This is a genomic window from Thioclava sp. NS-SX20 (genome assembly GCF_057380695.1).
On the sequence record NZ_CM170816.1, the window covers coordinates 979,203 to 1,001,307 of the forward strand.

Annotated in this window: 21 protein-coding genes; 8 read left to right on the top strand and 13 right to left on the bottom strand. The window is 60.2% G+C overall.

The genetic code is table 11. The features are described from left to right. Positions 1 to 77 precede the first annotated feature (77 nt). Entirely contained in the window at positions 78 to 2,390 is a 2,313-nt protein-coding gene (locus AC2ISB_RS04955; RefSeq protein ID WP_486576385.1) for a Tex family protein, read from the top strand. Between the two features lie 31 nt (positions 2,391 to 2,421). On the opposite strand, the gene AC2ISB_RS04960 is transcribed toward AC2ISB_RS04955, so the two are convergent. The 9 genes from AC2ISB_RS04960 to AC2ISB_RS05000 form a co-directional block, all read right to left on the bottom strand. Then, positions 2,422 to 2,814 (bottom strand): hypothetical protein, encoded by a 393-nt coding sequence (locus tag AC2ISB_RS04960; protein ID WP_339107207.1) that lies wholly within the window; start codon positions 2,812 to 2,814, stop codon positions 2,422 to 2,424. Continuing rightward, complete coding sequence (locus tag AC2ISB_RS04965; RefSeq protein ID WP_339107208.1) at positions 2,811 to 3,197, bottom strand: response regulator; 387 nt, start codon at positions 3,195 to 3,197, stop codon at positions 2,811 to 2,813. The genes AC2ISB_RS04960 and AC2ISB_RS04965 overlap by 4 nt, the downstream gene beginning before the upstream one ends. A gap of 15 nt (positions 3,198 to 3,212) precedes the next feature. Then, the gene (locus tag AC2ISB_RS04970) at positions 3,213 to 4,055 is read right to left on the bottom strand and encodes a CheR family methyltransferase (protein ID WP_339107209.1); all 843 of its coding nucleotides are present in this window, start codon (positions 4,053 to 4,055) and stop codon (positions 3,213 to 3,215) included. Beyond that, entirely contained in the window at positions 4,052 to 4,519 is a 468-nt protein-coding gene (locus tag AC2ISB_RS04975) for a chemotaxis protein CheW (protein WP_339107210.1), read from the bottom strand. Before AC2ISB_RS04975 ends, AC2ISB_RS04970 begins: the two co-directional genes overlap by 4 nt. 5 nt (positions 4,520 to 4,524) lie before the next feature. Then, on the bottom strand, positions 4,525 to 6,708 hold the full coding sequence (locus AC2ISB_RS04980) for a chemotaxis protein CheA (protein ID WP_406736703.1): 2,184 nt from the start codon (positions 6,706 to 6,708) through the stop codon (positions 4,525 to 4,527). 11 nt (positions 6,709 to 6,719) lie between these two features. Continuing rightward, on the bottom strand, positions 6,720 to 7,085 hold the full coding sequence (locus AC2ISB_RS04985; RefSeq protein ID WP_339107212.1) for a response regulator: 366 nt from the start codon (positions 7,083 to 7,085) through the stop codon (positions 6,720 to 6,722). Then, positions 7,082 to 7,357 (bottom strand): STAS domain-containing protein, encoded by a 276-nt coding sequence (locus AC2ISB_RS04990; protein ID WP_339107213.1) that lies wholly within the window; start codon positions 7,355 to 7,357, stop codon positions 7,082 to 7,084. The genes AC2ISB_RS04985 and AC2ISB_RS04990 overlap by 4 nt, the downstream gene beginning before the upstream one ends. 122 nt (positions 7,358 to 7,479) lie before the next feature. Continuing rightward, on the bottom strand, positions 7,480 to 8,463 hold the full coding sequence (locus AC2ISB_RS04995) for a glucokinase (RefSeq protein ID WP_339107214.1): 984 nt from the start codon (positions 8,461 to 8,463) through the stop codon (positions 7,480 to 7,482). 111 nt (positions 8,464 to 8,574) lie between these two features. Continuing rightward, positions 8,575 to 9,600: a LacI family DNA-binding transcriptional regulator gene (locus tag AC2ISB_RS05000; protein ID WP_339107215.1), complete on the bottom strand. Its 1,026-nt coding sequence runs from the start codon at positions 9,598 to 9,600 to the stop codon at positions 8,575 to 8,577. 251 nt (positions 9,601 to 9,851) lie between these two features. Here AC2ISB_RS05000 and AC2ISB_RS05005 point away from each other — a divergent pair, with 251 nt between their 5' ends. Next, positions 9,852 to 11,486: an alpha-glucosidase gene (locus AC2ISB_RS05005; RefSeq protein ID WP_339107216.1), complete on the top strand. Its 1,635-nt coding sequence runs from the start codon at positions 9,852 to 9,854 to the stop codon at positions 11,484 to 11,486. 75 nt (positions 11,487 to 11,561) lie between these two features. Further along, the gene (locus AC2ISB_RS05010; RefSeq protein ID WP_486576391.1) at positions 11,562 to 13,040 is read left to right on the top strand and encodes a trimethylamine methyltransferase family protein; all 1,479 of its coding nucleotides are present in this window, start codon (positions 11,562 to 11,564) and stop codon (positions 13,038 to 13,040) included. A gap of 63 nt (positions 13,041 to 13,103) precedes the next feature. On the opposite strand, the gene AC2ISB_RS05015 is transcribed toward AC2ISB_RS05010, so the two are convergent. The 4 genes from AC2ISB_RS05015 to AC2ISB_RS05030 are packed head-to-tail and all read right to left on the bottom strand — an operon-like array spanning position 13,104 to position 17,420. Continuing rightward, entirely contained in the window at positions 13,104 to 14,429 is a 1,326-nt protein-coding gene (locus tag AC2ISB_RS05015) for an HlyC/CorC family transporter (RefSeq protein WP_339107218.1), read from the bottom strand. A 30-nt stretch (positions 14,430 to 14,459) separates the two neighbouring features. Further along, on the bottom strand, positions 14,460 to 15,407 hold the full coding sequence (locus AC2ISB_RS05020; protein WP_406736700.1) for a site-specific tyrosine recombinase XerD: 948 nt from the start codon (positions 15,405 to 15,407) through the stop codon (positions 14,460 to 14,462). After that, positions 15,404 to 17,020, bottom strand: a complete 1,617-nt coding sequence (locus tag AC2ISB_RS05025) for a hypothetical protein (RefSeq protein ID WP_486576394.1) — start codon at positions 17,018 to 17,020, stop codon at positions 15,404 to 15,406. The genes AC2ISB_RS05020 and AC2ISB_RS05025 overlap by 4 nt, the downstream gene beginning before the upstream one ends. Before the next feature lie 13 nt (positions 17,021 to 17,033). Further along, on the bottom strand, positions 17,034 to 17,420 hold the full coding sequence (locus AC2ISB_RS05030) for a hypothetical protein (protein WP_486576396.1): 387 nt from the start codon (positions 17,418 to 17,420) through the stop codon (positions 17,034 to 17,036). 45 nt (positions 17,421 to 17,465) lie between these two features. Here AC2ISB_RS05030 and AC2ISB_RS05035 point away from each other — a divergent pair, with 45 nt between their 5' ends. From AC2ISB_RS05035 to AC2ISB_RS05055, 5 genes are all read left to right on the top strand, one after another. After that, positions 17,466 to 18,023, top strand: a complete 558-nt coding sequence (locus AC2ISB_RS05035; RefSeq protein WP_339109503.1) for a shikimate kinase — start codon at positions 17,466 to 17,468, stop codon at positions 18,021 to 18,023. After that, the gene (gene aroB, locus AC2ISB_RS05040; RefSeq protein WP_486576397.1) at positions 18,016 to 19,125 is read left to right on the top strand and encodes a 3-dehydroquinate synthase; all 1,110 of its coding nucleotides are present in this window, start codon (positions 18,016 to 18,018) and stop codon (positions 19,123 to 19,125) included. The genes AC2ISB_RS05035 and aroB overlap by 8 nt, the downstream gene beginning before the upstream one ends. A gap of 150 nt (positions 19,126 to 19,275) precedes the next feature. Then, positions 19,276 to 20,838 (top strand): glutamine-hydrolyzing GMP synthase, encoded by a 1,563-nt coding sequence (gene guaA / locus AC2ISB_RS05045; RefSeq protein ID WP_406720678.1) that lies wholly within the window; start codon positions 19,276 to 19,278, stop codon positions 20,836 to 20,838. A 353-nt stretch (positions 20,839 to 21,191) separates the two neighbouring features. Continuing rightward, a complete protein-coding gene (locus AC2ISB_RS05050; protein WP_486576400.1) occupies positions 21,192 to 21,821 on the top strand; it encodes a hypothetical protein in 630 nt (209 codons plus the stop codon). Next, positions 21,794 to 22,069 (top strand): putative quinol monooxygenase, encoded by a 276-nt coding sequence (locus tag AC2ISB_RS05055; protein ID WP_406720680.1) that lies wholly within the window; start codon positions 21,794 to 21,796, stop codon positions 22,067 to 22,069. Before AC2ISB_RS05050 ends, AC2ISB_RS05055 begins: the two co-directional genes overlap by 28 nt. Positions 22,070 to 22,105 lie beyond the last annotated feature (36 nt).

Here is a 22,105-nt window from a genome sequence, read left to right on the forward strand (position 1 = left end):
ATCCCCCTTGGCGGCTGGCCGGATCGGGGATAGACCCCTTCTTCCGAGAAGACTGCCTAAGACGCATGGAGGAAGCCTTGGACCCCGAACTCCGCATATCCCGCCAGATTGCCAGTGATATTTCTGCCCGCCCCGAACAGGTGGTGGCCGCGGTCAAGCTGCTGGACGAGGGCGCGACCGTGCCTTTTGTCGCGCGGTATCGTAAAGAGGCGACGGGGGGGCTGGATGATACACAGCTGCGTCTGCTCTCCGACCGGCTGATCTACCTGCGCGATATGGAAACGCGGCGTGCGGCGATTGTGAAATCCATCGCGGAACAGGGGAAGCTTGGCGATGATCTGGCACTGCAGATCGCGCGCGCCCAGACCAAGGCAGAGCTGGAAGATCTTTACCTCCCCTATAAGAAAAAACGCCGCACCAAGGCGATGATTGCGCGCGAGAACGGTCTTGAACCCTTGCTTGATGCGATTTTGGCCGATCATGGCGCGGACCCCGAGACAGTGGCGGCCGCGTATCTCAACGAGGCTGTGCCAACTGTCAAAGAGGCTTTGACCGGCGCGCGTGACATTCTGGGCGAGCGTCTGACGGAGGATGCCGCGCTTCTGGGACGGTTGCGCGACTGGATGCATCAGAATGCGGTCTTGCGGGCGAAGCTTGTGGACGGGCAGGCCGACAAGGGCGCGAAGTTTTCGGATTATTTCGATCACAGCGAGAAATGGCAGACGGCGCCGTCGCATCGCGCTCTGGCTATGTTGCGGGCTTCGAATGAGGGGGTGATCACGCTTGATATCCTGCCCGAAGAAACCGTGGCCGACCGGCCCGCAGAGATGATTGCCGCGTCGCTCAATCTGAGGGGGCATGGCGCGGGGGCGCATTGGTTGCGTCAGGCCGCTGCATGGACATGGCGGGTCAAGTTGTCCCTGTCGATGATGCTGGACCTTCTGGGGGATTTGCGGACGCGGGCGCAAGAGGAGGCGATCTCGGTCTTTGCCCGCAATCTCAAGGATCTGCTTCTGGCGGCTCCTGCTGGCGCGCGCGCGACATTGGGGCTGGACCCGGGGATTCGCACAGGCGTGAAAGTGGCCGCTATCGATGCCACCGGCAAACTGCTCGAGAGCACAACGATTTACCCGTTCCAGCCGAAAAATGATCTGCGGGGGGCGGAAGCCGCGCTTTTGGCCCTGATGATGAAACATAAGATCGAATTGATCGCGATTGGTAATGGCACCGCCTCGCGCGAGACCGAGCGGTTGGTGCTGGATGTTCTCAAACGTCTGCCCAAGGGGCAGCCTGTTCCGACAAAGGTTATTGTCTCCGAGGCAGGCGCCTCCGTCTATTCCGCCTCGGAACTGGCTGCGCGGGAGTTTCCGGATCTGGATGTGAGCCTGCGGGGAGCGGTTTCTATTGCGCGACGCCTGCAGGATCCGCTGGCCGAGCTGGTCAAGATCGAACCCAAAAGTATCGGCGTCGGGCAGTATCAGCATGATGTGGACCAGCACCGTTTGGGGCGCTCGCTGGAAGGGGTCGTGGAAGATGCCGTGAACGCGGTGGGCGTTGACCTGAACACGGCGTCGGCGGCGCTTTTGTCGCATGTGTCGGGGCTCGGGCCCGCTTTGGCCGAGGCGATTGTGTCCCATAGGGAAACAAACGGGGCGTTTTCCGCGCGTAAAGACCTTTTGAAAGTCGCCCGACTGGGGCCGCGCGCTTTCGAGCAAGCCGCCGGTTTCTTGCGCATTCGCGACGGGAAAGAACCTCTGGACGCCTCGGCGGTGCACCCGGAAGCCTATGACATCGCGCGCGATATCGTAAAAGCCTGCGGGCGCGATCTGCGTTCGGTCATGGGCAATGAGGCCGCTTTGCGTATGATCAGGGCCGAAGATTTCCTGCGTGACGGGTTCGGCCTTCCAACTATCCACGATATTCTGGCAGAGCTACAAAAGCCAGGGCGTGATCCGCGTCCGGATTTCAAGACCGCGAGTTTTGCAGACGGGATTGAAGAAATTTCGGACCTGCGCCCCGGAATGCGCCTTGAGGGGACCGTGACCAATGTCGCCGCTTTCGGAGCCTTTGTGGATATCGGCGTTCATCAGGATGGGCTTGTGCATGTCAGCCAGTTGGCAGACCGCTTCGTTAAGGACCCGCATGAAGTGGTGAAAGCGGGTGATGTGGTCAAGGTCATGGTGACCGAAGTTGATATTGCCCGTAAACGTATCGGGTTGAGTATGCGTCGGGATGCCAAGCCCGCAGCCGCCGCCGCGAAAGAGGGCAAGCCTGCGCGCGATCAACAGAACGCATATCGATCCCGCAAAGGGACCGGGGATTCTCCCAAAACCGGTTCCACTGGGGCTTTAGGGTCTGCCTTGGCCGAAGCGTTTGGCAAACGGAAATAATCCAGAGATCGTTCTAAGCGGGTTGCTCCGCTTAGAACCACTCGATTTCGCCATCGGCCTCTTCATGGCTGAGCACGATCCGGTCCTGGGAAGGATTGAGATTTGTGATCAGCTCGTGAAGTCGCAGACGGGACAGGATCGGAACGGCGTGAAGTTTCACGCCCTCCGGCATTTCCCCCGAGACCGCCGCCATCAGGCGACCAAGATCTTCGAGCGATTGTGTGATCCGGTCGATGCCTTGCATCCCCCGGATCGCCTCGGCCCGCGTATGTTCGGAAAATTCGCATTCCGAAATCGCTTTCTGAACATCGGCGGAAAGACGTGCCAGAGTTTCCAGCTCGTCGCCAACACGGGCTGCCAACGCATCAAGAGGCAGGTCTTGATGCTTTGGCGGAATGGTTTCCTGTGCGGTGCTGGTGATCATAGGCGCCCCACAACGGCCTCGATGCAGTTGCGAAGATCTTGCGGCTGGAACGGCTTCTTGATGAAGTTGTTCATGCCAAGCTTCTTGCCGTTCTCGATGATCTCTTTATCCGCACGACCCGTGATCAGAATGAACCCGCTACGCTGGGTCTTCGGATTTTTACGGATCGCATGAAGCAGCTGCAGCCCGTCCATTCCCGGCATGTTATAGTCCGAGATGACAAGGTGGACCGGAGTTTTCTCCAGAATGCTCAATGCGCCCGGGCCATCGACTGCATAGCCCACTTGGCGAATACCCATAGCGTCCAGCGCCTGTAGGATCAGGCCGCGGCTTGTGGACATATCATCGACCACCATGACTTTAAGTTGGTCTCGCAATGCCATTTGTGGCCTCCTTCATTAACCCGTTTCGGGGAGTCGATAAGTGGTGATTCCGGCCGGCAGGAGTTTGCTGCCCGTGTCCAGCGGAACCCGCTCGGAATGGCCAACAAAAAGCCAGCCGCCCGGAGCAAGGATTTTTTCAAAACGTTTCCACAGAAGGTTTTGGGCTTCTGGAGAAAAATAGATCATCATGTTCCGACAGAAGATGATGTCAAACTGGCCTTTCATTGGCCAATCCGAATGGATATTCAGCTCGCGGAAGGCTGCGCGATTGCGCAACCTGTCTAGAACCTGAAAATCTTCCCCGTGCTTCTGAAAGTACTTTTTCTGAAGAGGGCCGGGAACGGCTTCTAGAATAGTCTCAGAATAGACGCCCGCAGTGCCACGTCGGATCATGACCGGATCGATATCGGTTGCCAGAAGCCGGATATCGGACTGGTCGAAATCTCGGACGGATTCTGCCGCAGTCATCAAGATCGAATAGGCTTCCTGACCATTGGAGCAGCCCGCCGACCAGATACGGAGCCTTTTGCCGCGCGAGGCCAACAACTGAGGCAGGGCCGTTGTCTTCAACGTTTCGAAATGATGATTTTCTCGGAAGAAATTCGTCACATTCGTGGTCAGGGCAGAAATCATCTCCTGACGTTCGCTCAGGCCGTCCTGACTGCTGACGAGGTCGATATAGCTACGGTAGGAGTTCAGCCCCAGAGCACGAAGCCGTTTCTGTAGCCGGGATTGGACCATCGAGCCCTTTCCCGGTGCCAGGACGATTCCCGCATGCGCCATAAGAATCGCGGCAATTTCTGCCAGTTCTTTCTCGCTAGGGGTCGTCTGGGGAATATTGGGGGTTAGTGCGTTCATGCGGCTTCCGCGGTATCTTCGGGCAGAACCGTGGCGAGATCCAAGACGCGGATCATACGTCCTTCCACAATGGTCAGTGCCGAAATGAAGCTATGCGACATATCTGCAGCAAGATCCGGCGGCGGTTGCAGCTCTTCGCGCGGGATCGAGAGAATATCCGATACGGCATGGACAAGCAGCCCTGCGGTCTGGTTGCCGAACTGGACCACAATGATCACGTTACGCGCATCGCCTTCTACCGGGCTCATGCCCAAACGGACAGACAAATCCACCACCGGCAGTACTGTGCCGCGCAGGTTGATGACACCACGCACATGCGGCGGGGCATGCGGCAGAGGGGTTGCACGCGTCCATCCACGGATCTCGCGCACAGACATGATATCGACGCTATATTCTTCGTCTGCCAAGCGGAAAGACAGAAGTTCGATCTCGGACGAGGTTTGGCTCGATGCTGTTTCAGTCATCTTAATCATCCTGCTAGGGCAAAGTCGGACCGGGTGTGGCCGGTTGCGTTTTGAACAAGGTCGGCGGGGTCAAGGATCAGAGCGATCTGACCATCGCCAAGAATAGTGGCTGCGGCGATGCCGGGGATGTGCCCGTAGGCTTGCTGCAGACCTTTGATCACGACCTGACGTTGTTCCATGATCTGGTCGACAATCAGGGCATTCCGGCGGCCATCTTCCTGCGCGGTGAGCAAGACGATGCATCCCTCATAGTTGCTTTTCGCGCCGCGATATCCAAGCTCGGCCCCAAGATCGTAAAGGGGAACGAACTCGCCACGGACATGGATGACATTGGTCGTCGGCCCCAGTTTCCGCAGATCTTCCGCCGTAAGGGTCTGCGTTTCCAGAATGGCGTTCAAAGGCACGACCAGCGTTTCTCCGGCGACATTCACGACCATACCATCCAGCACGGCCAGGGTAAGCGGCAGAGAGATCGAGAAGATCGTTCCCTTGCCGGGTTCTGAATGGATGGTGATCCGCCCGCCCAGAGACTGGATAGAGCTACGCACGACATCCATACCGACACCACGACCGGACAAGGCCGAGACCTGATCTGCTGTAGAGAAACCCGGCAAGAACAGCAGGTTGTCGATCTCTGCATCCGTCAGTTGCGCCTCGGGCGCGACAAGACCTTTTTCGATGGCTTTTGCCAGGACTTTCGGCCGGTTGATCCCTGCACCATCATCTTCGATTTCGATAACCACACGTCCCGAGCGATGCTGCGCCGAGAGTGTGATGACGCCTTCTTCGGGTTTTCCTGCCGCGCGACGCTTATCGGGCGTCTCGAGACCGTGGTCGACCGAGTTCCGGATCATATGGGTCAAAGGATCTGCAAGGCGTTCGATGACGGTCTTGTCGACCTCGGTCGTTTCACCTTCGACCTTCAACCGGACATCCTTGCCAACTGCGGCCGACGCCTCGCGCACAATCCGCCCCATCCGCTGGAAGAGCGGTTTGACGGGCTGTGCCCGGATCATCATGACCGAGTCCTGAATATCCCGGGTCAGCATCATGAAGGCTTCAAGCCCGGTCATGACGGCAGAATTCGGTGGCAAACCGGCCTCGGCCACGCTTTGTGCGAGCATTGCCTGGTTGATGACCAGCTCCCCGACAAGGTTCACAAGACGGTCGATCCGGTCCAGATCCACACGCACGGTGGGGGACGGGTCATTGCCATGTTTCGCTTGCGCAGCAGCAGCCCCCGCCTCCGTCTCTTTCGGAGCCGCCCGTTCGGGCGCAGGTGTCGCCTCCACAGGAGCGGGCATTACTGCCGTGGGCTCGGGTTGCGGAGCAGGTGATGACGGGGCATCCATGAATTCTGCATCCATGACGGCATCAGTCGATGCTTCTGCGCCGTCATTGGCAAAAGGGAGAAAACTGTTTTCGACGCCGTTATCCTGTTTGATTTCAAGCGTGCTGACATCTTCCACGAAATCGAAGACTTCGCGGATATCCATCTCGTTGACATCGCCTGTCAGAACAACATTCCAGGACAGATAGGGGATCTCCGGATTGAGGTCGTCGAGCGCGGGGATGGCATCCAGATCAAGGGTCGCCACCATTTCCGGACATAGCTCGTGCAAGGCACGGAACAGATGGAGCGGCTCATTGCCCGAGGTGAACAATTCGGCCTTGGGCACGAAGTCCACTTCGATCCGGGTTTCGCTGACCTCGTCAGCTGCTCCCAGATCAAGATCAAAACTCAACCCCATCGGCTGGAAATCGTCAGAGGAGACTTCCTCTTCCTCGACAGCCCCGCCAGGGGCCATGCCCATCAGGGATTCCAGCTCGCACAGGGCTTCCTCGGCCCCTTGTGGCGGAGGATCACCAGCTTGTGCTGCGCGGACGTGATCCGACAGGAAATCGGCGCATTGGAAAAAATGCTTTACGGCATCGGGCGAAAGCTGAAGTTTGCCGGAGCGCACCTCATCCATCACCGTTTCATACCGGTGGGCAAATGCGACGAGCGCGTCCAGTCCGAAGGCTCCAGCCCCACCTTTGATGGAGTGCACGGCCCGGAAGACGACGTTGATCGTCTCGTTATCATAGGCGCCTTCATCCATCTCGATGAGTGCGTCCTGAAGACTTTCAAGCAGTTCTTCGCATTCAACAAAGAAACTGGCCCGAATTTCTGCCATCGGATCAGACATGGATCCCTCCCTTAGCCTGCCACCATCTGAAGTGCCTTAACCAGCTTGGGCGGGTCGAAAGGCTTCACGATCCAGCCGCTTGCACCTGCCGCACGGGCACGTGCCTTCAGTTCAGGGGCGGATTCTGTCGTGAGGACGAGGATCGGGGTTGCCCGATGCTTTTCCTGACCGCGGACGGCTTCGATGAAGCCAAAGCCGTCGAGGCGCGGCATGTTGATATCGGAGATGATCGCGTCGGGTTCGATGCCCTCAAGCACCTCAAGCCCGTGCACGCCATCTTCGGCGACGTGAAGTTCAATGCCCGCATCTTTCAAAGCGAGTTTGAGCATGTCGCGGATGGTACGGCTGTCGTCGACGGCCAGAACTGTCAGGCTCATGCGGCCTCCGTGGATTGTAAATCATCAAGGGAAACCCCAAAGATCCCAAGCGCTTCGTCGAAGGCTTCGGAACGGGGAGAAATTGTCAGCGAGTGACCGCTGTCACGCCAGGTCTTCGCGGCGGAAACAAGAACCTGCAGGCCCAAAGCCCCCAGATGGCTTACCTCTGCGGCATCGATAACCAGATCGCTACCCTTATGAGAGCGAAGTGTATCCGTTAGTCCTGCGACCTTGGTCAGGTCTAGCTTTGGGTCCAGGGGAAGCGTCGTCATGTGCGACCCCCAGGGATGTCTGAGTGAGAAAACTGCACCTAGTTCCCCTTTCATTCGGTAATGAAATGGGTTTAGCGCAGGTCTGTTAACATAGACTTGACGACACAGGGGTCGGCGTCGCTTTACAGCAATCCCAGCTTATGGGCGGCAAGATAATTTGCGCAGCCTGCCAGCGCGGCATAATCATCTTCCACCACATGGATCGAAAACCGCTCCATGTAGTCTGAAAAAGATCCTTTGTCTTTAAAGGCTTGCTGGAAATTGAACCGTTCCAGCCAGGGTTCTATCGCGCGGGCGGCCCCGCCAATCAGATAAATGCCACCAAAGGGCAGGTGGGTCAGTGCGAGATCGCCCAGCACACCTCCAAGGAGAGTCGTGAAGATTTCGGCAGCCTTTAAGGCGTCACGGTCTTCACTTTGCATGAGGGAAAGAATCTCTTTTCCGTCGACCGTGGCGTCCTCCTGTCCCGTCACGAAGGCGTAGATTCGTTCCAGACCACGTCCGGCGCAGGCATGTTCGACACTGGCAAAGCGGTGCTTGCGTTCGAAATAGCGCTTGATCTCGATATGCAATTCGCTGCGCAGGGGCAGGGTGATATGGCCGCATTCCGACGCGGGCACCACGACATAGCCCTGCGGTGCGTGATGCACGGGCGCGGCATTGAAGCCGGTGCCGATGCCCACGACAAGCTGCGCGGCCCCCTTGGGCGCGGGGGCACCGGGCAGAACCATCCGCAACGCCTCGGGGGCCAGCCCCGAAAGCGCATGGCCCTGAGCTTGAAGATCGTTCAGGATGGACACATGCGCGGCCCCTGTCGTGGCCTGCAAGGCACTGGCACGGATTGTCCAGTCCAGATTGGTCATTCGTGCGTCCTGACCATCAACCGATACCGGCCCGGCCACCGCGACACAGACGCCCGCCAGATTGGATACCCGCTCGGCCACCATATATTCTGTCAGGATCTCTTCCAGAGCGGCCCGCCCTTTATTGGGAAACCGCGCGACCGAGGCGGGCACCAGCGTCGAGCCCTGCGCCAGGGCCACCCGCGTATTGGTGCCGCCGATATCGGCCAGAAGCGTGTAACGGGGGGCGGTAGCTGTGTGCATCTCGGTCTCCTCAGCGATCCTCGCCCTTTGATAGAGGCCCTGACAGGGCCAAGCAAGGGTGCGTTTGGGCGCTAACAGCGGCGCCCCCGCGCCTTGGCTGATCGGCGCCGGTCAGCCGTTCCATGCGCCGATGGAATGGCCCATCAGCAAGGCAGGCTCGATCAGCAGGGGCGACTGGGCGATCTCGGGGGTCTCGATCCGGTCAATCAGCATCTGCGCGGCGCGCTGTCCGGCCTCGCGGATCGGGGATTTCATCGTGGTATAAAGCGGGTTCAGGCCACGATTGCTGACAAAGGACAGCTCGTCATCCCATGTCACCACCGAAATATCGCGCCCCAAGACATGTCCCGTATCCTCGACAGCCCGCCGCACCCCCATCGCAGCCATCAGCGAGGCGGTCACAAAGGCGCTGGGGCGCTGTTCCCAACTGAGCATTTCAGCCGCCGCGTCGCGGCCGGTTTCATCGGAAACCTCCCCCGCGACCATATAGAGCCGTGGCACCTCCAGCCCGCGGGCCAGAAAGGCGCGCTCGAACCCCGTGCGGCGATAGGCCGAGCTTTGCAGGGGATCGGGGCTGTTGATAAAGGCGATCTGCCTATGCCCCTGATCCAGCAGCAGAGCGGTCAGTTGCTCGAAGGCGGCTTCATGATGGGCATCGACCCAGAGATCGGTCTCGGACGATGCGGGCGGTCGGCCATGCGTGACAAACGGCAGGCCCAGACTGCGCAAAAGCGCGGGGCGGGGGTCATTCTGGCGCGCCCCATGCAGGATCACCCCATCGACATTATGTTTGGCGGCCATCGCGCGATAGGCGGCCTCTTCGTCCTGAGCGGGCACGAGGGTCATCACCAGATCATAGCCGCGCAATGCATAGATCTCGCCGGCTCCGGCGATGAAGTCGGCAAAGACCGGATTGACCAGATCATGCTCGGGTGCCATCGGCAGGATATGGCCAATGGCCATCGCGCGGCCCGTGGCAAGGCGGCGGGCCTGCATATTGGGATGGTAGCCGCTTTCGCGCGCAGCTTCGCATACGCGCAGGCGCGTGGCCTCGGCCACTTCGGGAAACCCGTTGAGCGCGCGGCTGACAGTCGTGGGCGAAAGCCCGAGTTGACGGGCGAGGTCTTTCAGCGTCATTTCAAACCCCGAGATATCTGGTCCTTTGAAAGGAAACGCTAAAACGGTTTGAAATGGTTCCAAACTGATTTTGCCGTCTCTTTCGTCAAAGACGGGCGGTGTTGCATGCAGGTGTCGCTTCAGGGCCGCAGCATGGGCGCGCGCGACATATTCCACCTCAGTTTTTTGTCATAGGGGTTCATCTCGTTTGCAGGGCTTCCTATCCTTTGAACGCGACGAGGACCGGAGAGTGACAAAAGGAGACAGCTGGTATGAGTGTGATGCGCAAGGATCCCGACTGGTGGCGTGGTGCGGTGATCTACCAGATCTATCCGCGCAGTTACCAAGACAGCAACGGGGACGGGATCGGCGATCTTCTGGGGATCGTGCGTCGCCTGCCGCATATCGCGCGGCTCGGGGCGGATGCGATCTGGATCTCGCCGTTCTTCACCTCTCCGATGAAGGATTTCGGGTATGATGTCGCCGATTACTGCGATATCGATCCGATGTTCGGCACGCTGGCCGATTTCGATCAGGTGATCGAGACGGCCCATGCTCTGGGCATCAAGGTGCTGATCGATCTTGTCTTCTCGCATACTTCCGACCAGCATCCCTGGTTCAAGGAAAGCCGTTCCAGCCGCGATAATCCGAAATCCGACTGGTATGTCTGGGCCGAGCCGAAACCCGATGGCACGGTGCCCAATAACTGGCTGGGGATGTTCGGCGGTTCGGCATGGCATTGGGACAGCCGCCGCGAGCAATATTATCTGCATAACTTCCTGACCCAGCAGCCCGATCTCAACCATCACTGCGCCGAGGTGCAGCAGGCATTGCTGGATGTGTCGAAATTCTGGCTGGACCGCGGGGTGGATGGGTTCCGTCTGGATGTGGTCAATTATTACATGCATGACGAGAAGCTGCGCGACAATCCGCCCTTGCCGCCGGAACAGCGCAATGATTCCACCGCCCCCAAGGTCAATCCCTATAATCACCAGCTCCATCTTTACGACAAGAACCATCCGCGCAATCTCGAATTCCTGCGCAAGCTGCGCACCTTGATGAACGGCTATAATGCGGCTGCGGTGGGCGAAGTCGGAGATGCCCAGCGGGGGTTGGAGCTTCTGGGGGAATATACGTCGGGCAATGACAAGGTGCATATGTCCTATGCTTTCGAGTTCCTCTCGGGCCACGCGCCCCTGCCTGCAAGCAGCTTCAAGGCGGTGTTCGACAAGGTGGCCGAAGTGGTGCCAGATGGCTGGCTCTGCTGGGCCTTTACCAACCATGACGTGGAGCGCCATATCACGCGCTGGGGGCTCGTGCCGCAGGCGGCACGCCTCTATACCACGCTGATGTCCTGTCTGCGCGGCTCCCTTTGTCTCTATCAGGGCGAAGAGCTGGGCCTGCCCGAGGCGGAGCTGGATTACGAAGACCTGCAAGACCCCTATGGCATCGAGTTCTGGCCCGAGTTCAAGGGGCGCGACGGCGCGCGCACGCCGATGGTCTGGGAAGAGGAGGCCCCCTATGCGGGCTTCTCGCAGGCGAAACCGTGGTTGCCGGTGCCGCGTGCCCATGCCCGTCTTGCCGTGGATGCCGCCGATAAGGACCCTTCGGCCCTGCTGCATCACTACCGTCGGGCCTTGGCGTTCCGGCGCAATCATCCGGCCTTGCGCAAGGGGGATATCCGCGATGTCTGGGCCGGCGACGAGGTGCTGGCCTTCCAGCGCGTGCTGGAGGACGAGGTGGTGCAATGCTTTTTCAACCTGTCGGATCATCCGGTCAGTGTGACGGTGCCTGCGGGCAACTGGGTGACGATTGCGGGCGAGCTGGGATCGATCCGGCCCAATCCCGATCACAGCCTGCATCTGGGCCCGTGGCAGGCCAGTCTTCTGCTTTTGCAACAGAGTTGAGCAGGGCGGTTGAACTCCGGCGGGGTTCGGGGGCAAGATCGGGGCCGAACCTGTCTGCCATGAACGGAACCCCGAATGCCCCTGCCGTCCTCCTCGCCACATAGCGCCGTGCAGCCGATGGGCCGTATCCCGCCCTGTGATCTGCTCAGTGAGGCCAAAGCGGCGGAGATCGAGGCCGAGGCCGAGACGATTCTCGCCGAGATCGGGATCAATTTCACCGATCACCCCGAGGCACTGGCCCGCTGGCAGGCTGTCGGGGCGCAGGTGCAGGGCGACAGGGTGTATCTGCCGCGTGGTCTTGCCCGCAAATTGTGCCAGACCGCCCCCGCCCGTTTTGTGCAGCATGCCGCCAATCCGGCCCGCGATGTCGAGATCGGCGGCGCGCGGCCGGTGACTGCGCCGGTCTATGGCCCGCCTTTCATGCAAGATCCGGTGGCTGGACGACGGGATGCGCGTTTTGGCGATTTCCAGCTTCTGATGCGTCTGGCGCAAGCGTGCGACAGCGTTACCCATGCGGGCGGCACGCTGTGCGAACCGACGGACCTGCCGCTGGAAACCCGCCATCTGGATATGTTGCTGGCACATGCGACACTGTCGGACAAGCCGTTCATGGGGGCCTCAACCGACCCTGAACGGGCCCGCGATTCCATCGCCTTCGCGAAGATCCTGTTCGGATATGAAGGGACAGAGTTGCCGGTGCTGCTGAGCGCATTGATCAATATCGGTTCGCCGCTGAGCTTCGATGCGACCATGAGCCGATGTCTGGAACTCTATGCGCAGGCGGGGCAGGCGACGGTGATCTCGGCCTATGCGATCATGGGGGCCACCGCGCCGGTCACTGTGGAAGGGGCGCTGGCGCAGGCTCTGGCCGAAGTCATGGCCGGCATCGCCTATGCGCAACTCATACGCTCCGGCGCGCCCGTGATCTTTGGTCTTTACGCCAGTGCGCTGGATCTCAGGACCGGTGCCTCGATTTTCGCCTCTCCGGAAGTCACACAGCTGACCATTGCCGCAGGCCAGCTTGCGCGGCGGTTGGGGGTGCCTTATCGGGCGGGCGGCTGCCTGACGGGGGCGTTCCAGTCCGATGCCCATGCCGGATACGAGGCGGCAGGGTCGCTTTGGGCCAGCCAGCTTGCAGGGGTGGATTTCATGCTGCATGGCTGCGGCTGGCTGGAAAGCGGTCTGGCGACCTCGGCGGAGAAATTCGTGCTGGATGCCGATCAGCTTTCGGCCATGCTGCGCCAGTATGGCGGGATTGTGGCCCCAAGCGGTGCCGCGCTTGCGGCCCTGCGCGAGGTCGGGCCGGGCGGGCATTATCTGGGGGCGCAGGAAACCCTTGCCGAGGGGCAGGCGCGGCTTTGGAAAAGCGAGGTGGTCGAGGACCGGCCATTTGACGCATGGGATCACGCGGGGCGGCCCGATACCGTCTGGCATGCCCATCAGCGGGTGTCGGCGCTTTTGCAGACTTACCAGCCGCCAGCCCTGGCCCCCGAACGGCGCGCCGCGCTTGAGGCTTTCGTGGCCCGCCGCAAAGCGGAAATACAACGCGGCTAGGCAAGAAAAAAACCGGTTTGGATCTTGTCCAAACCGGTTTGGTCGTGGGGTCAGGCTGCCATGTTAGCCCTCTTCTGCCGCCGAGGGCAGGAGCGGGCGTATCTTCAGGCGGGTGATGCGGTTATCCTTGCGGGCCAGTACCTCGAAGCGGAAGCTATGGAAGCTGAACACCTGACCCGGCGTCGGGATGGTCTGGGCCTCGTGGATCACCAGACCGGCAATCGTATGGGCTTCGTCATCGGGCAGGGACCAGTCTGTTTCGCGATTGAGGTCGCGGATGGTCATGCCGCCATCGACAATATAATCGCCAGCCGCATTGGGCAGCAGCCGCGAGGGCGCTGTGGGGTCGTGTTCGTCGGTGATCTCGCCCACGATCTCTTCCAGAATATCCTCCAGCGTCAGCAGGCCGCGAAGGTCGCCATATTCATCCACCACCAGCGCGAAATGGGTGCGGCGCTTGAGGAATTCGCGCATCTGTTCATCCAGCGGCGAGGTTTCGGGGATGAAATAGGGCTTCATCATCACCTGCGTCACATCCAGCTGGCGGATGCTTTGCAAGGTAGACCCATCCTCGCGCAAGAGCTTCTCCACCGCGCGCAGCAGGTCTTTGGAGTGGATGATCCCCACGACATTCTCCCGCTCGCCATCATAAAGCGGCAAACGGGTATAGGGCGAGGACAACACAGCGGTCAGGATCTCGCTCGGTTCGGAATTCACATCGAGCATCTCGATATGGCTGCGGTGCAGCATGATCTCTTCGACCGTCCGGTTGCCCAGATCCAGCGCGCCCAGAAGCCGGTCGCGGTCTTCCTTATCCACGGTGCCTTCAGATTGCCCCAAGGCCAGCGCGCCCGCAATCTCTTCATGGATCGAGAACATATGCGTATCGGCATTGGTTCTCTGGCCGAAAAGCCGCAAGATTCCCCGCACCACAAGGCGGACAATCGCGACAACGGGGGCAAGCAGGATGGTGATCAGCTTGATCGGACGGGCCACCTTGGTGGCCACGGTCTCGGGATTGTTGATCGAATAGGTCTTGGGCAGAACCTCGGCAAAGATCAGCACGAGCACCGTCATGGCTAAAGTGGCCAGCGCCACGCCGGAATCCCCGAAGACCCGTGTCAGAAGGGCGGTGGCCAGCGATGTCGACAGGATATTGACGACGTTATTGCCCAGCAGAATGGCCCCGATCAGCTTTTCGCTGTCTTCGGTGACATTCAGCGCCACATCCGCGCCTTTCTCGCCCTTATCGGCACGTGCACGCAATTTGGCGCGGCTCGCGCCGGTCAATGCGGTCTCGGACCCCGAGAAAAAGGCCGAGAAGGCCAGAAGGATCAGGATGGTTGCAGCCGAGCCAATGAAGGCGGCATCAAGAAAATTGGTGTCCATAGCCGAGTTTTATACTGCTTTTGCCCTGCTTCAAGATCGTTTTGCTAGCGGATGATGCTGCATCACCAGCGTTTTCAGCCGCTCGTCCAACACATGGGTATAGATCTCTGTCGTGGAAAGATCCGCATGCCCCAAAAGCATCTGGATCGCCCGTAAATCTGCGCCGCCTTGCAACAGATGCGTGGCAAAGGCGTGGCGCAGCACATGCGGCGTGACTTTGGCAGGGCTTATCCCCGCCTCGACCGCAAAGTCTTTCAACAACCGGTGGAAAGCCTGCCGCGTCAGATGCCCGTCTTTGCCCGAAGAGGGAAAAAGAAAGCGTGACAAGGGCTTGCGGGCCTTGCGATGGGCGTCATCTTCGGCTTCGTCGCGCAATATGATCCAATCGGCCAGCGCCTGACGCGCATGTTCGGACAGCGGAACCATACGGTCCTTGCCGCCCTTGCCATTGACCATCAGCATCGCCGGATTGCCGCGCGCGCCCGAAACGGGCAGGGTGACCAGCTCGCTGACACGCATGCCGGTGGCATAGAGCATTTCCATCAGGCAGCGATTGCGAGCGCGGTCAATCGGATGGCGCCCATGATCGCGCGCCGCCACAAGCAGGCGGTCAACCTCTTCTATCGACAGGATTTTCGGCAAGGCCTTCACCTTGCCGGGGCCGCTGATCCGCAAAGACGGGTTGTCGCTGCGCCAGCCTTCCTCATAGGCAAAACGGAAAAGCTGCCGGATGGCCGACAGTCGGCGCGCGCGGGTGGATTGGGCCAGACCATCGGCCTCGCAGCGGATCAGATAGGTCTCGATATCATCCTGTGCAAGCGTGCCGAAAGACAGCGACTTGGCGCTTGTGAAGGCCAGAAAGTCGTTCAGATCGCGCCCGTAGCTGAGCACGGTATTATGCGCAGCCCCCGCTTCGGCGGCCTGCGCCTCGAGAAAGATCGACAGCCAGTTGAGATCTGTCGGGACACGATCACTCATCCCCGGCGCTCCAGAATGATCATTTCCAAGGCGGTGCGGCGCGCCACATCCTCTAGCCCGACCAGCCGTAGCAGTGTCAGGCCGTTCACCATACGGGGGTAATCGCCTCTGGCGCCATTAGTGATGTCATCCGCCGCTTCCAGCACCGCCGCACCAAGCTGGTCGGGCAGGAGGCCACGATAGGGCGCGGGGGCCTGTTCGGGCGGGGCGTCGAACACGCGCTTGAGCGCAAGGCCAAGCTGGTCCTGTGCGGGAACGGTTTCGGTATTGCCCAAGGCAAGCGCGATTAGCAGCGCATCATCGGGATCGTCATCCGCCGCATTCTTGGCGACATTCTCGTAATCTTCCGACAGCAGGCCCAGCCGGAAACCGATCTGCTTGGCCGCGCCCTGCAAATCCATCGCCGCCAGTCGCGGCCCGTAAAGCTGGGCCAGAACAGGCTCCAGCTCGACCTGTTCCATCGCTTTATAGGCTTGCGGCAGGATCTCGTTGATTTTGTCGAGATCGTTTTCCTCCACCGCCTTATCCAGTTGCGATACCGCCGAGACTCGATCCCATAGGCTGCCGGAGGCCGCTGCCCGACGTTCGGTATAAAGGCCCAGAAGCTGGTTCGGGTCGATCGCCCCATGCGGTGCCAGCCGTTCGGCCGCCTCGATCTGGGCTTTCCAGCCGTTATTCGAGCGGAGATCGGCATGGGCAAAGGCCAAAGGCAGGCTGGTGGTGGGCAGGGATTGCCCGATGGCCTCCATCATGCGGAAATTCAGCGGGGTGATGCGGGTGGGCGGCGGCAGATCCTCGCTGTCATCGGTCAGTTCGGGTTCCAGAAACCGCTCCATAAGAGTCGCGGTTTCCGGATCGAACTGCCCCAAGGCCTCGCCGCTTTGCAACGACACAGCCGCCGCTTCCCAATCCCCGTTGCGTGCCAGACAGAAGATCCGCGCCCCGAAAGACGGTGCCACATCGGGGGTGGTGTCCATCAGCTTGCAGGCGCTGTCTTCTTCGCCCAACAAAAGCGCCACATCGAAACGGCGGCGGAACACTTCCGGATCGGCGGTCGTATCCTGTTCGAGCATCGCTAAAGCCGGTTCCAAAGCACCTTGATCCAGCAGCTTGTCAATCCGCGCCAGAAACAGGCTGTCTTCGCGATTGGGATTGGAAATCTCGGGCGGGTCCAGCTCGGCCAGCAGCAGTTTTTGCAAGAGCGACTGGATGGCCGGCAGCGCGGTATTGATCTGCTCCTTGCGCACCAGCGCCACCAGATCTGTCTCTGGCGTTTTGCCCCAAAGCGTTTTGGGCAGGCCCGCGCGCGCCGCAGGCAGAAGCCCGATCATATTCGGATCGGGTCCACCCAGAGTGAAAACGGAAATATCTTCCGTTCCCACGCCTTTGCTGATGGGAGGCTCGCCCGGAACCGGTGGCATCACCGATAGGCTTCCGCCGGGAGTGGCGGGCTGCGCGCCCCCCAAGGTCGGGCTGGCGGGCATGGCGGTCGGTGTCACGATCGAGTTGGACAGCCAGTCGATGGCCGAAATCGGCGCATCCTCCTGAGCCTGCGCCCAGCCGACCGTCCCAATCCAGAGAATCGCCGCAGCTGCAAGAGGAGGGGTGGCCACGCCTGATCTCCGGTTATTCTTGCGCGGCCGGTTGGTCCGGCAAGGTAACGTCCACGGATGTCTCTTCCTGCCGCGGCGCCATATCACCGATATAGGCGTAACCGATGACGGCCAGAACGGCCAGTATCAACAGGATTACGATTACTTTGAAGATGCGCCCCATCTGTCCCCACGTCTTTCGTCTGTTATGTCTTTTCGCGTTCTGCTCTTGCGATTTCACGGCGTTGAGGCGGCAGGTGCAAGGCGGATAACCGTCCCCCGCTGCCGCATCGATCACAAAATCCTGCACATTATAACTGGCATTTTGGGGAAGTTCACGCCATTGAGGAAGGAAATCTTCACGATTGCGCCAAGTAAGAGGCTTGCAGGCCTTTTTGCGATTTCCGGTGCGGTGGTGCACAGAGGCGACTGTAGGGCAAGACAAGAGGGGCGCGTGGGCGGACGAGTGACAAACCGGCTGGAAAGAAGCATCGTGTTGGTGGGCATGATGGGCTGCGGCAAGACCACGATCGGTCAGGCTTTGGCCCAGACGCTCGATGTGCCCTTTCTCGATAGCGACGAGGCCATTGAAGAGGCTGCGCAGATGAGTGTCGCCGAGATCTTCGCCCGCGATGGCGAGCCGTTCTTTCGTGCGCGCGAAACCGAGATCCTCGAACGGTTGTTGCGCGGCGCCCCTGCGGTGATTTCCACCGGCGGCGGAGCGTTTCTGTCCGAAGCCAATCGACGCGTCATCGCCGAACGCGGTGTGTCGGTCTGGCTTCAGGCCGATCTGGAGACCCTGTGGCATCGCGTGCGGCTCAAGACAACGCGCCCGCTTCTGAAAACCGCTGATCCGAAAGGCACCCTGCGCGCCATGCTGGAGGCACGCCTTCCGGTCTATGCCCAAGCGCAGATACATGTGGAAGCCGGTCCTCAAACCGATGTGAGCGCGATGACAGCCAAGGTGCTCGAGGCGCTGCATAAGGTGCCGGACCTATTCAAGACGGAGCGACAGAATGGTTGATATCGTAGCGGTGGAACTGGGCGCGCGCGCCTATCAGGTGCGGATCGGGGCAGGGCTTCTGGCCCGTGCGGGGGCCGAGATCGCGCCGCTCTTGCGCCGTCCCCGCGTGGCGGTCGTCACCGACGAGACCGTGGGCGCACTTCATCTGGCAGCGCTGCGCGCGGGGCTGGGGGATATGGAGATGGTATCCCTGACGCTTCCGGCAGGCGAATCCACCAAAAGCTGGCCGCATTTCACCCATACGGTGGAATGGCTGCTGGAACAGAAGGTCGAACGCAAGGATATCGTCATCGCCTTTGGCGGCGGCGTGATTGGTGACCTCGTGGGCTTTGCGGCTTCGGTCCTGCGGCGCGGTGTGCGCTTCGTGCAGATCCCGACAACGCTTCTGGCACAGGTGGACAGCTCGGTCGGCGGCAAGACGGGGATCAATGCGCCCAGCGGCAAAAATCTGATCGGGGCCTTCCATCAACCCTCCCTGGTGCTGGCCGATATCGACCTGTTGGGCACGCTCACCCCGCGCGATTTCCTTGCAGGCTATGGCGAGGTGGCGAAATACGGTCTGCTTGGCTCGGCAGATTTCTTCGACTGGCTGGAAACCAACGGCCCCTCATTGGCCAAAGGCGATACAGCGCTGCGTCAGGAGGCCGTGCGTCGCTCGGTGCAGATGAAGGCCGATATCGTGGCGCGCGACGAAACCGAAGAAGGCGACCGCGCCCTTCTGAATCTCGGCCATACCTTCGGCCATGCGCTGGAATCAGCCACCGGCTATTCCAGCCGCCTGCTTCACGGCGAGGGCGTCTCTATCGGCTGCGCCCTGGCCTTTGAACTCAGTCAGAAACTGGGCCTTTGCGCACAGGAGGCCCCCTCGCGCGTCCGCGCCCATCTGCGCGCGATGGGCATGAAAACCGACCTTGCCGATATCGAGGGTCCGCTGCCCGACGCCGAAGGCCTCATCGCGCTGATGGCGCAGGACAAGAAGGTTCTCGATGGCAAGCTCCGCTTCATTCTGGCGCGCGGCATAGGCGAGGCCTTTGTCACCTCCGACGTCCCGCGCGACACCCTGAAGACGGTGCTGGAAGAAGCCCTCGGCCGTCGGCGGTAACCCCTGCATCCAGCTGCCCGAAATATCCCGGGGGTGAATGGCGCGGGGCATCCCGCGCCAGAGGGGGCAGAGCCCCCGTCTTCTCCCCATCCACACGCGGCTTTCGCAAAGTTATTGCCTTTGTGAAAAACGCCCCTTAAAGGCTCGCATATGGCACAGCATCAGACCCTCCTTATCATCGACTTCGGTTCCCAGGTGACGCAGCTGATCGCGCGCCGCCTGCGCGAGCTGAATGTCTATTGCGAAATCCGCCCCTATCAATCGGTCACCGAAGAGGTGATCCGCGAGATCGCGCCTCTGGCCGTGATCCTCTCGGGCGGACCTGACAGCGTGACGCGCGAAGGCTCTCCCCGCGCGCCGCAGGCCCTGTTCGAGATGGGCCTTCCGATCTTTGGCATCTGCTACGGTCAGCAAGTCATGATGGAACAGCTCGGCGGCAAAGTCGAAGCAGGACATCATGCCGAATATGGCCGCGCCTATGTGACGCCTGCCGAAGGCCACAAGCTCGACGGTATCTTCGCCGGTCTCTTCCTCAATGATGGCCGCGAGCAGGTCTGGATGAGCCACGGTGACCGCGTGACCCAGCTTGCTCCGGGCTTCGAGGTCATCGGCACCTCGCCGAATGCGCCCTATGCGATCACCGCAGACGAAAGCCGCCAGTTCTACGCGGTCCAGTTCCACCCCGAGGTGCATCATACGCCCAACGGCAAGGCGCTGATCGAGAACTTCCTGCGCAAAGCAGGTTTTACCGGCGACTGGACCATGGCGGCCTACCGCGAGGAAGCCATCAAGACCATCCGCGAACAGGTTGGCGACAAGCAGGTCATCTGCGGCCTCTCCGGCGGTGTGGACAGCTCGGTCACCGCGATCCTGCTGCATGAGGCCATCGGCGAGCAGTTGACCTGCGTCTTCGTCGACCACGGGCTTCTGCGTCAAGACGAGGCCGAGCAGGTCGTCGCCATGTTCCGCGACAATTATAACATCAAGCTGATCGCGGCAGATGAATCCGATCTGTTCATCGGCGCACTGGAAGGGGTCTCGGACCCCGAGGTCAAGCGTAAGACCATCGGCAAGCTCTTCATCGACGTGTTCCAGAAATACGCCAATGAGATTGAGGGCGCCGAATTCTTGGCGCAAGGCACGCTCTATCCCGATGTGATCGAATCCGTGTCCTTCTCGGGCGGTCCTTCGGTCACCATCAAGTCGCACCACAATGTTGGCGGCCTGCCTGAAAAGATGGGTCTGAAGCTGGTCGAACCGCTTCGGGAGCTCTTCAAGGACGAGGTTCGTGAGCTTGGCCGTGAACTCGGTCTGCCCGATAGCTTCATCGGCCGTCACCCGTTCCCCGGACCGGGTCTGGCGATCCGCTGCCCCGGCGAGATCACCCGCGAAAAGCTGGAGATCCTGCGCAAAGCGGATGCGGTTTATATCGACCAGATCCGCAAGCATGGTCTTTATGATGAAATCTGGCAGGCCTTCGTGGCGATTCTTCCGGTGCGGACCGTGGGCGTTATGGGCGACGGTCGGACCTATGACTACGCTTGTGCGCTGCGCGCAGTAACCTCGGTCGACGGGATGACGGCGGATTACTACCCCTTCACCCACGACTTCCTTGGCGAGACAGCCACGCGGATCATCAATGAAGTCAAGGGCATCAACCGCGTGACCTATGACATCACCTCGAAGCCCCCGGGCACGATCGAGTGGGAATGATTTCGGGCGTTGATTCCTGAGAAACTGCATTTAAGCCCGCATTCTTGCGGGCTTTTTTGTGCCTGCCATGCGTCGTCAGAAGGCGACGCCAAAAGTTTCCCTCGCATCGGGCCGCTTTTTTGCCGCGTCTCTTTGCACTCGTGCGGGCTTTGAGGCATTGGCGTCATACTCTGGCAGGCTTTATTATAAGCATGTTGCATAAAATATGATCGGCCTTCGGGGGCTTGCCCGTATGCAACCTGTGGTTTTGTTTCATCCTCAGGATTTTCTGCCTTATTTCAATCTCTGTTAACCATTCGCCGCCCATCGTGCCTTTAGGATTTCAACCCAAGGAGGATCGCATGGATGGTGATATGAGTAAGCTCGTCGACCTGAACCGGAAGCCTTTGCATCTTTCCGGTATGGTTCTGGGGCTGCGCGCTTTGGAAGAGGCCTATGGTCCGTTGGAGGCGCATTTTCTACGTGATGATGGGGTGTCGGTGCGGCGGGCCTTGCAGCACGGGGCGCAGATCGCCCGTCAGAACGCGGCGGATATGGATCGCGGGTTGATCGGGTGTCTGAACGAGCTGCGCGCCTGTCTGGACTATTATGACCGCTATCTGCACGGGCGCGTGAGGATGGATCACCTGCCGCGCTATATGCCCACAAGTGATGCCGCCGGCTCTTTGGACCAGATGACCGTCAGACAGGCACCGGTTCTGGTGATGGATGCCTTTCAGGGGCTACGGATGCAGCTTCTGGATGCCGAAGGGCAGAGGGTGTTGCTGTATTACAAACCGGTGCAGGCGGTCCATGCGGATCTGTTCCATGTGCATCGCAACCTGTTTGATGCGTCGCGTCTGACCACGCCGCAAACGGGTATCTTGGTGGCTCCGGCGTTTGACGATAAACTTCTGGAACAAGCACATCTGATTCCAAATCTGGTTCTCAGATCCAGTCGTCCGGGAGAAACGCTATGCCGGTCCATGTCTCTGGCCATCTGATTTGTAAAAACCGCGAGGAGGCCGAGCTTATCCGCCTTTATCTGCCGCAACACCGTGCGCTGACACTGGCCGAGCCGGGATGCCTGCTATTCGAGGTGGAGGAAACCGAAGATCCGCTGGTCTGGCGCGTGACCGAAAGCTTTATCGACAGGCGGGCGTTTGAGGCGCATCAATCGCGGCTTGCCCATTCGATCTGGGGCGAAAGGACCCGTGCGATCAAGCGCGACTATGACATCACGCGGAGTTAGGCGCATCCCGTTTGTCACGGGACACGCCAGTTATCA